A 9,710-nucleotide genomic window follows, 5' to 3' on the forward strand; every position below is an offset into this window, starting at 1 on the left:
CAGCTTCAGCATCACTCCCCGATGGTGGTTGACGTCCGAACACGACCCGGGGAGGAACCTTCATGAAGCGCAACGTCGTCATCGCATCCGTCACCGCGGCCGCCCTGCTCACGGGCGGCACGGCGGTCGCCGTGGCGGGCACCCAGTCCTCGTCCCCGGCGGCCCGGTCCGCGTCCCCCGCAGCCCAGTCCACCGGCATGTCGCTGACCGAGGCGGCCAACGCCGCGCTCAAGGCCGTCCCGGGCACGCTGGACTCCCTCGACCGGGACCACGGCGCCCGGACCACCTGGGACGCGGAGATCCTCGGCAAGGACGGCAAGTGGCACGAGGTCACGATGGACGCGTCGAACGGCAAGGTCCTGAACCAGCACATCGACAGGGACACCGACGCCGAGGACGCCGCCGAGGCCAAGGCCCTGCGGAACGCCGACGTCTCGGCCACCGAGGCGGCCCGGAAGGCCGCGTCCAGGGGCACGGTGACCTCCGTGGAGTTCGACAGCGACCGCACCCCGGTGTGGGAGGTCGAGACCGTCAAGAACCACAAGGAGCGTGACCTGAACGTGAACGCCCAGTCCGGCAAGGTCACCCAGGCCCCGTCCGACGACGACTAGGGAGAGCCGCCGACGAAACGGGAGGGGGCGGGGTCGCAGGGGTGGGGACCTGGACGCTTACGTGTATTTGTGGCGCCCATCCCCGACCAACCCCACGCCCCCGGTCAATGGCGCCGTAAATATACGGTCCAGGGCCCCGCCCCCAAGGCCCCGCACCGCACCCACACCCACACCCACACCCACAACGCACCCCGGGCGCACCCGCACCCGCACCCCGGGCGCACCCGAAACGCACCTCAGCGCACCCAAACGGAGCGCCCGGGCGCACCCGTCACCCCCGCTCCGTGACCCCCGCCACCAGCTCATCCGCCGCCGTATACGGATCCAGCTCACCGGCCACGACCCGCTCCGCGAGCGCCCCCAGCCGCCGATCCCCGTGCAGATCGCCGATCCGCTCCCGCAGCGCCGTCACCGCGATCGTCTCGACCTCGCCCGCCGCCCGCCGCATCCGGCGCTCCGCGAGCACCCCGTGCTCCTCCATCCACGCACGGTGCTTCTCCAGCGCCTCGACGACCTCATCGATCCCCTCGCCGCGCGCCGCCACGGTCTTCACGATCGGCGGCCGCCAGTCCCCCGGCGCCCGCCCCTCCCCCAGGCCCAGCATGTGGTTGAGCTCGCGGGCCGTGGCATCGGCCCCTTCCCGGTCGGCCTTGTTGACCACGTACACATCGCCGATCTCCAGGATCCCGGCCTTGGCCGCCTGGATCCCGTCCCCCATCCCCGGCGCGAGCAGCAGCACGCTGGTGTCGGCCTGGGCGGCGATCTCGACCTCGGACTGACCGACGCCCACCGTCTCCACCAGCACCACATCGCACCCGGCCGCGTCCAGCACCCGGATCGCCTGCGGGGCCGCCCAGGCGAGCCCGCCGAGGTGACCGCGCGTGGCCATGGAGCGGATGTAGACGCCGGGGTCGGAGGCGTGTTCCGACATCCGTACGCGGTCACCCAGCAGCGCCCCGCCGGAGAACGGCGAGGAGGGGTCGACGGCGAGGACGCCCACCCGCTTGCCGATCCGCCGGTAGGCGGAGACGAGCGCGGAGGTCGAGGTGGACTTGCCGACGCCGGGCGAGCCGGTCACCCCGACCACATACGCGCCCCCGGCCAGCGGAGCGAGCGCGGCCATCACCTCGCGCAGCTGCGGCGAGGCGCCCTCGACCAGCGAGATGAGCCGGGCGACCGCACGCGGCCGCCCCTGCCGCGCCTGCTCCACCAGCGTGGGCACATCAGCCATGGGTGCCGTACTCCTTACCGCTTCATCGCTACATCACAACGGAAACCGACGCCCCGCAACCGAAACCGGAACCCAGGGGCAACCGCCTACTCCCCCGCCGGCACCCGCAGGATCAGCGCATCCCCCTGCCCACCCCCACCGCACAGCGCCGCCGCTCCGGTCCCGCCCCCACGCCGCCGCAGCTCCAGCGCAAGATGCAGCGCGATCCGCGCACCGGACATCCCGATGGGGTGGCCGAGGGCAATCGCGCCCCCATTCACATTCACCCTTTCGGGGGAAACACCTAGATCCTTCATGGACTGCACGGCGACCGCGGCGAACGCCTCGTTGATCTCGATGAGATCGAGATCGTCCACCGTCAGCCCCTCCTTGCCCAGGGCGTGCGCGATCGCGTTGGACGGCTGCGACTGGAGGGAGTTGTCGGGTCCCGCCACATTTCCGTGGGCGCCGATCTCGGCGATCCACTCCAGCCCCAGCTCCTCGGCCTTGGCCTTGCTCATCACGACGACCGCGGCGGCCCCGTCCGAGATCTGCGACGACGTGCCCGCCGTGATCGTCCCGTCCTTGGCGAACGCGGGCCGCAGCCTGCCCAGCAGCTCGGTCGTGGTCTCGCCGCGGATGCCCTCGTCCTTGTCGAAGACCACCGGCTCGCCCTTGCGCTGCGGGATCTCCACGGGGGTGATCTCGGCGTCGAAGAGGCCGTTCTTCTGCGCGGCCGCGGCCCGCTGGTGGGACTGGGCGGCGAACTCGTCCTGTTCGGGGCGCTGGATGCCCAGCCGGGTGTTGTGCTTCTCGGTGGACTCGCCCATGGCGATGGACTCGAAGGCGTCGGTCAGCCCGTCGTGCGCCATCGCGTCGAGCATCTCGATCGCGCCGTACTTGTAGCCCTCACGGGACTTGGGCAGCAGATGGGGGGCGTTGGTCATGGACTCCTGCCCGCCCGCGACCACGATGTCGAACTCGCCCGCGCGAATGAGCTGGTCGGCCAGGGCGATGGCGTCCAGCCCGGAGAGGCAGACCTTGTTGATCGTGAGGGCGGGCACGCTCATCGGGATGCCGGCCTTGACCGCCGCCTGCCGGGCCGGAATCTGCCCGGCGCCCGCCTGGAGCACCTGCCCCATGATCACGTACTGCACCTGCTCGGCGCCGACCCCGGCCCGCTCCAGCGCGGCCTTGATCGCGATTCCGCCCAGGTCCGCGCCGGAGAACGAGCGCAGGCCGCCGAGCAGCCGTCCCATGGGCGTCCGGGCGCCCGCCACCATCACAGAGGTCGTACGAGTCATTGGTGCGTCCCCTTCACGAGGAGAAGGAAGTTAACGAGGGTTATCGTCAATGTACTGACGAGTACCCGCGCGGTCACCGGCGCATCGGTGTGATCGCGCGCACGTTGCGTAACCGGCTGTGCGGCGGTGCACTGTTCCCATGTTGACGAGAATCGACCACATCGGGATCGCCTGCTTCGACCTCGACAAGACCGTTGAGTTCTACCGTGCCACGTACGGCTTCGAGGTGTTCCACTCCGAGATCAACGAGGAGCAGGGCGTCCGCGAGGCCATGCTCAAGATCAATGAGACCTCCGACGGCGGGGCCTCGTACCTGCAGCTTCTCGAGCCGATCCGGGAGGACTCCGCGGTCGGCAAGTGGATGGCCAAGAACGGGGAGGGCGTCCACCACATCGCCTTCGGCACCGCCGACGTCGACACCGACTCCGAGGCCATCCGCGACAAGGGCGTCCGGGTTCTTTACGAACAGCCCCGCCGTGGCTCGATGGATTCCCGGATCACCTTCCTCCACCCCAAGGACTGTCACGGTGTGCTGACCGAGCTCGTCACCGCCGCGGGCCCCGCCGCCCACAAGGGCGAAGAGGATCACTGAAGCGGACCACTGACCTACCCCTTCCCCGGCCGGTAGAGTGCAGCATCGGCCGGGGTACGGAATCGGAAAGGGATCGGGGTCCGGCCCGGGCTTCGCCGATGATCTGACACCATTTCTTCGGAAGGGCCAGCTCCGGTCCGACCCGGCACGCACTTCGCCTGGTCGGTACCGCAAGGGAACCGTCGAGGAACCCCTGGGCACCGCAAGGGACCACGGGGGACCACGAGGGTGACGGAGCCGGCCGCCAACGCGACCAGGGGACGGATGGGACCGCGCAGTGCGGGGCTACGACCGCTACGAGCCTGACGATCAGCTCTCCAAGTTCGAGGCCGAGATGGAGCGGCTGAAGACCGAGCGTGAGAAGGCCGTCCAGCACGCCGACGACCTCGGCTACCAAGTCGAGGTGCTGCGCGCCAAGCTGCATGAGGCGCGCCGTAACCTGGCGGCCCGCCCCGCCTATGACGGCGCCAACGTCGGCTACCAGGCAGAGCAGTTGCTGCGGGACGCCCAGCTCCAGGCGGACCAGTTGCGCGCCAACGCCGAGCGTGAGCTGCGCGAAACCCGGGCGCAGACCCAGCGGCTGCTCCAGGAGCAGGCCGAGCGGCAGGCCCGGCTCGAGGCCGAGCTGCACGCCGAGGCCGTGGCCCGGCGCCAGCGGCTGGACCAGGAGCTGGCCGAGCGCCGCGCCACCGTCGAGTCGCATGTCAACGAGAACGTGGCCTGGGCCGAGCAGCTGCGGGCCCGTACCGAGGCGCAGGCCCGCCGGCTCATGGACGAGTCCCGGACCGAGGCCGAGCAGGCCCTGGCCGAGGCGCGCGCCGAAGCGCAGCGCATGACCGAACAGGCCCGTCAGCGGCTGGGCTCCGAGGCGGAGGCCAGCCGTGCCGAGGCCGAGGCGATTTTGCGCCGGGCCCGCGCCGACGCCGAGCGGCTGCTGACCAACGCGGGCGCCCAGGCCCAGGAGGCCACCGACCACGCGGAGCAGCTGCGCACCACCACCGCCACCGAGGCGGATCAGGCCCGTCGTCACGCGGCCGAGCAGACCCGCGCCGCCGAGCAGCGGATGCAGGAGGCCGAGCAGGCGCTGCGCGAGGCGCGCAGCGAGGCCGAGAAGGTCGTCGCCGAGGCCAAGGACGCGGCGGCCAAGCGGCTCACGGCCGCCGAGTCGGACAACGAGCAGCGCACCCGTACCGCCAAGGCGGAGGTCGCCCGGCTGGTCGGCGAGGCCACCAAGGAGGCCGAGCGGCTGCGGGCCGAGGCCGAGCAGCTGCGGGACGACGCCCGCGCCGAGGCCGAGCGGATGGTCGCCGAGGCGGGCGACGACGCCCGGGCCAGGGCGGCCGAGGACTCGGCGGCCCAGCTCGCCAAGGCGGCCCGGAGTGCCGAGGAGGTGCTGACCCGCGCCTCGGAGCAGGCGCAGGCCACCACCAAGGCGGCCACCGACGAGGCCGAGCGGATCCGGGGCGAGGCCGAGGAAGAGGCGGACCGGCTGCGGGCCGAGGCGCACGACACGGCCGAGCAGCTCAAGGGCACGGCGAAGGACGACACCAAGGAGTACCGCGCCAAGACCGTCGAGCTGCAGGAGGAGGCCCGCCGGCTGCGCGGCGAGGCCGAGCAGCTCCGGTCGGAGGCGGTCGCCGAGGGCGAGCGGATCCGCACGGAGGCGCGCCGGGAGGCGGTCCAGCAGATCGAGGAGGCGGCCAGCACCGCCGAGGACCTGCTGACCAAGGCGAAGGCCGACGCGGAGGAGACCCGCTCGGGTGCCACCGCCGAGAGCGAGCGGGTGCGCACCGAGGCCATCGAGCGGGCCAACGCGCTGCGCCGGCAGGCCGATGAGCTGCTGAAGCGCGCCCGCGGCGAGGCCGAGGAGCTGGTGACCTCGGCCGAGGAGCAGGCCGAACGGGTCAAGTCGGAGGCGTCCACCGCGGCCGAGGAGCTGCGCGCGGAGGCCGAGCGGGCCGCCGAGGACCGCCGCTCCGAGGCCGAGGGCGAGCTGAACCGGCTGCACCAGGAGGCCGAGCAGCGGCTCTCCTCCGCCGACGAGGCGCTGCGGGACGCCCGCACCGAGGCGGAGCGGCTGCGCAAGGAGACCGCCGAGGAGATCGAGCGGCAGCGCACCGAGTCCGCCGAACGGCTGAACGCGCTGCGCCAGCAGGCGGAGGACGAGGCCGTACGGCTGCGTGACGAGGCCGCCGCGGACGCGTCCAACGCACGCGCCGAGGGCGAGTCGGTGGCCGTACGACTGCGCGGCGAGGCCGCCGCGGAGGCCGAGCGGCTGCGCTCCGAGGCCCAGGAGACGGCCGACCGGGTGCGCGCGGAGGCGGCGAGCGCCGCCGAGCGGATCGGCGCCGAGGCCGCGGAGGCCCTGGCCGCCGCCCAGGAGGAGGCGGCCCGCCGCCGCCGCGAGGCCGAGGAGCTGCTCGCCGACGCCCGCGAGGAGGCGCAGGCCGAGCGGACGGCAGCGCGGGAGCAGAGCGAGGAGCTGCTGGCCGCCGCCCGGAACCGGGTCTCCGAGGCGCAGACCGAGGCGCAGCGGCTGGTCGAGGAGGCCGAGCGGCGCTCGGCCGATCTGGTGGCCGCCGCCGAGCAGACCGCGCAGCAGGTGCGGGACTCGGTCGCCGGGCTGCACGAGCAGGCCGAGCAGGACATCACGGCGCTGCGTACGGCCGCGGAGCACGCCGCGGAGCGGATGCGCGGCGAGGCGCAGGGCGAGGCCGACCGGGTCCGCGCGGACGCCCAGGCGGAGCGGGAGCGCGCCTCGCAGGACGCCGCGCGGGTGCGGCAGGAGGCCCAGGAGGAGTCCGAGGCCGCCAAGTCGCTCGCGGAGCGCACGGTCGCCGAGGCGATCGCCGAGTCGGAGCGGCTGACCGAGCAGGCCCGCGAGGAGGCCGGCAGGCGCCGCGCCGAGGCCGCTGAGCAGGCGGACCGGCTGGTCACCGAGGCCACCCACGAGGCCGAGCGGCTGCGCGCGGAGGCCAACGAAACGCTCGACGAGGCGCGCCGCTCGGCCCACAAGACCCGTGCCGAGGCGGCCGAGCAGGCCGATACGCTGGTCGGCGGCGCGACGGAGGAAGCACAGCGGCTGGTCTCGGAGGCCACCACGCGGGCGCAGGCGCTGCGTACGGAGGCGTCCGACGCACGGGCGACGGCGGAGCAGGACGCGGCCCGCACCCGGGCCCAGGCCCGCGGCGACGCCAACAACATCCGCTCGGAGGCGGCCGAGCAGGCCGACCGGCTGGTCGCCGAGGCCCGCAACGAGGCCGAGCGGCTGCACGCGGAGGCCAGCGGCGAGGCGGAGCGGCTGCGCAGCGAGGCCGCGGAGACCGTGGGTTCGGCGCAGCAGCACGCGGCGCGCACCCGCGCCGAGGCCGAGCGGATCGAGACCGAGGCGGCGGCCGAGGCGGAGCGGATCCGCAACGAGGCGCAGGCCGAGGCGGACCGGCTGGTCGACAGGGCGCGCGAGGACGCCAACAAGCGGCGTTCCGACGCCGCCGAGCAGGCCGACCGGCTGGTCACCGAGTCCTCGGCGGAGGCCGAGCGGCTCATCTCCGAGGCGCAGGAGGCCGCGCTGCGCACGGCGACCGCGGCCGAGGAGCAGGCGGACACCATGGTGGGCATGGCCCGCCAGGAGGCGGACCGGCTGATCTCCGAGTCCACGACCGAGGCCAACGCCATGGTGGAGAAGGCCCGTACGGACTCCGACACCATGCTCGGCGAGGCCCGGGGCGACGCCACGGCCATCCGGGAGCGCGCCGAGGAGTTGCGCACCCGTACCGAGGCCGAGGTCGAGGAGTTGCACGAGCGGGCCCGCCGGGAGTCCGCGGAGCAGATGAAGGCCACCGGCGAGCGGGTCGACAAGCTGGTCGCGGCGGCCACCGCGCAGCTGATGAAGGCAGAGGAGAAGGCCAAGTCGCTGGTCGCGGAGGCGGAGAGCGAAGCGAGCCGGGTGCGGATCGCGGCGGTGAAGAAGGCCGAGGGTCTGCTCAAGGAGGCCGAGCAGAAGAAGACCGAGGCCGAGCGGGAGGCGGAGCGGCTCCGGAACCAGGCCACGGACGAGGCGCAGCAGATCGTGGACGAGGGCAAGCGCGAGCTCGAGTTGCTCAAGCGACGCCGCGAGGACATCAACGCGGAGATCTCCCGTGTCCAGGACGTGCTAGAGGCGTTGGAATCCTTCGAGACCCCCGCGTCGGGTGGCGCGGGCGGCAAGGAGAACAACGGAGTCAAGACAGCGGCGGGCGCGGGTGCGACGAGGAGTGGAAAGCGGTCGGAGGGGTAACCGTATGCGGGGGACGAGGGTCGGCTGTGCCCGTCCGCGTCAATTTCGCGTAACTCTCGCGTCAGTCTGCGTCCATCACGGCATGTCCGTATCATCCCGACGAGTGACGAGGTCTCCGTCTTACTGCCACTCAAAAGGCTGGACATTCTGCAGATCAAACAGACGTTGACTCGATGACACGCCGCTCGGACCCCTAGGATTCCCTCTATCACCTCACCGGTCTCTTTCGACAGGAACCCCATGAGCGACACTTCCTCCCCCTTCGGCTTCGAGCTCGTGCGGCGTGGGTACGACCGCGGTCAGGTGGACGACCGCATTTCCAAGCTCGTCGCCGACCGTGACAGTGCACTGGCCCGTATCACCTCTCTGGAAAAGCGCATCGAGGAGCTGCACCTCGAGACGCAGAACGCTCAGGCCCAGATCAACGATTCGGAGCCGTCCTACGCGGGGCTCGGCGCCCGGGTCGAGAAGATCCTCCGTCTCGCCGAGGAAGAGGCGAAGGATCTGCGCGAGGAGGCTCGGCGCGCCGCCGAACAGCACCGTGAGCTGGCCGAGTCGGCCGCCCAGCAGGTCCGCAACGACGCCGAGTCGTTCGCCGCCGAGCGCAAGGCGAAGGCCGAGGACGAGGGCGCGCGGATCGTCGAGAAGGCGAAGGGCGAGGCGACCACGCTGCGCCAGGAGGCGCAGAAGGACGCCCAGTCCAAGCGCGAGGAGGCGGACTCCCTCTTCGAGGAGACCCGCGCCAAGGCCGCGCAGGCCGCCGCCGACTTCGAGACCAACCTCGCCAAGCGCCGCGAGCAGTCCGAGCGCGACCTGGCCTCGCGTCAGGCCAAGGCCGAGAAGCGGCTCGCGGAGATCGAGCACCGCGCCGAGCAGCTGCGCCTCGAGGCCGAGAAGCTGCGCACCGACGCCGAGCGCCGCGCCCGCCAGACGGTGGAGACCGCGCAGCGCCAGGCCGAGGACATCGTGGCCGACGCCAACGCCAAGGCCGACCGGATCCGCAGCGAATCCGAGCGCGAGCTCGCGGCCCTCACCAACCGCCGCGACAGCATCAACGCCCAGCTGACCAACGTCCGCGAGATGCTGGCCACGCTGACCGGTGCGGCCGTGGCCGCGGCCGGTGCTCCGGGCGAGGACGAGGCGGCCACCCGCGGCGTCCCGGCCCAGCAGTCCCGGTGACCCTCGGTCCCAACGGAGCGTACGATGCCCCGCGCCGCCACGAGCGGCGCGGGGCACGCGCATGTCTGGGGCAGACGACCCGAGTTCCGACCCCGCCCCACAGCAAGTGAACGCCGCCCCACCCGCACCTGAACAACCGCGCGCCACACCCGAGCCGGAGCCCCAAAGCCCCAACTCCCGGGGGGGGCTACGGCCCCCGGGGCGGGGCCCCAGCCCCTCCGGCGCCTGAGACAACCCAGCTCCTCCGGCGCCTGGACAATCCAACCTCTCCGGCACGTGGGAAAATCCAACCCCTCCGGCACGTGGGAAAATCCAACCCCTCCGGCACGTGAGGAAATCCAGCCCCTCCGGCCGTTGACCAGCGAGGGCCCGGGGGCGGAGCCCCCGCACAAGGCCGGGACGCAGCCCGGGCAACCCAACCCCACCGGCACGCGAGGAAACCCAGCCCCTCCGGCCGTTGACCAGCGAGGGCCCGGGGGCGGAGCCCCCGCACAAGGCCGGGACGCAGCCCGGGCAACCCAACCCCACCGGCACGCGA

General features: G+C 72.7%; 6 protein-coding genes. 4 read left to right on the forward strand and 2 right to left on the reverse strand.

From position 1 onward, the window contains the following. Positions 1–62: 62 nt before the first annotated feature. Entirely contained in the window at positions 63–611 is a 549-nt protein-coding gene (locus tag ACFYOY_RS01620) for a PepSY domain-containing protein (RefSeq protein ID WP_388584132.1), read from the forward strand. A 271-nt stretch (positions 612–882) separates the two neighbouring features. Here ACFYOY_RS01620 and meaB read toward each other — a convergent pair whose 3' ends face one another. Next, a complete protein-coding gene (gene meaB, locus ACFYOY_RS01625) occupies positions 883–1,842 on the reverse strand; it encodes a methylmalonyl Co-A mutase-associated GTPase MeaB (protein ID WP_388584135.1) in 960 nt (319 codons plus the stop codon). Between the two features lie 86 nt (positions 1,843–1,928). Beyond that, positions 1,929–3,107, reverse strand: a complete 1,179-nt coding sequence (locus ACFYOY_RS01630) for an acetyl-CoA C-acetyltransferase (protein ID WP_059147652.1) — start codon at positions 3,105–3,107, stop codon at positions 1,929–1,931. A gap of 157 nt (positions 3,108–3,264) precedes the next feature. Between ACFYOY_RS01630 and mce the strand changes: the two genes are divergently transcribed. The 3 genes from mce (at position 3,265) to ACFYOY_RS01645 (ending at position 9,172) form a co-directional block, all read left to right on the forward strand. Continuing rightward, complete coding sequence (mce, locus tag ACFYOY_RS01635; protein ID WP_208517562.1) at positions 3,265–3,717, forward strand: methylmalonyl-CoA epimerase; 453 nt, start codon at positions 3,265–3,267, stop codon at positions 3,715–3,717. 277 nt (positions 3,718–3,994) lie between these two features. Then, positions 3,995–7,993: a polarized growth protein Scy gene (gene scy, locus ACFYOY_RS01640; RefSeq protein WP_388584138.1), complete on the forward strand. Its 3,999-nt coding sequence runs from the start codon at positions 3,995–3,997 to the stop codon at positions 7,991–7,993. 240 nt (positions 7,994–8,233) lie between these two features. Continuing rightward, positions 8,234–9,172, forward strand: coding sequence for a cellulose-binding protein (locus ACFYOY_RS01645; protein WP_078643689.1), 939 nt, complete (start codon positions 8,234–8,236; stop codon positions 9,170–9,172). Positions 9,173–9,710 lie beyond the last annotated feature (538 nt).

It is taken from the genome of Streptomyces sp. NPDC007875, assembly GCF_042868035.1.
In the GTDB taxonomy this organism is placed as follows: Bacteria; Actinomycetota; Actinomycetes; order Streptomycetales; family Streptomycetaceae; genus Streptomyces; species Streptomyces antimycoticus.

Coding starts and splice junctions, on each gene's coding strand:
- ACFYOY_RS01645 (WP_078643689.1), top strand. CDS start 8,234: ATGAGCGACACTTCCTCCCCCTTCGGCTTCGAGCTCGTGCGGCGTGGG.
- ACFYOY_RS01620 (WP_388584132.1), top strand. CDS start 63: ATGAAGCGCAACGTCGTCATCGCATCCGTCACCGCGGCCGCCCTGCTC.
- mce (WP_208517562.1), top strand. CDS start 3,265: ATGTTGACGAGAATCGACCACATCGGGATCGCCTGCTTCGACCTCGAC.
- meaB (WP_388584135.1), bottom strand. CDS start 1,842: ATGGCTGATGTGCCCACGCTGGTGGAGCAGGCGCGGCAGGGGCGGCCG.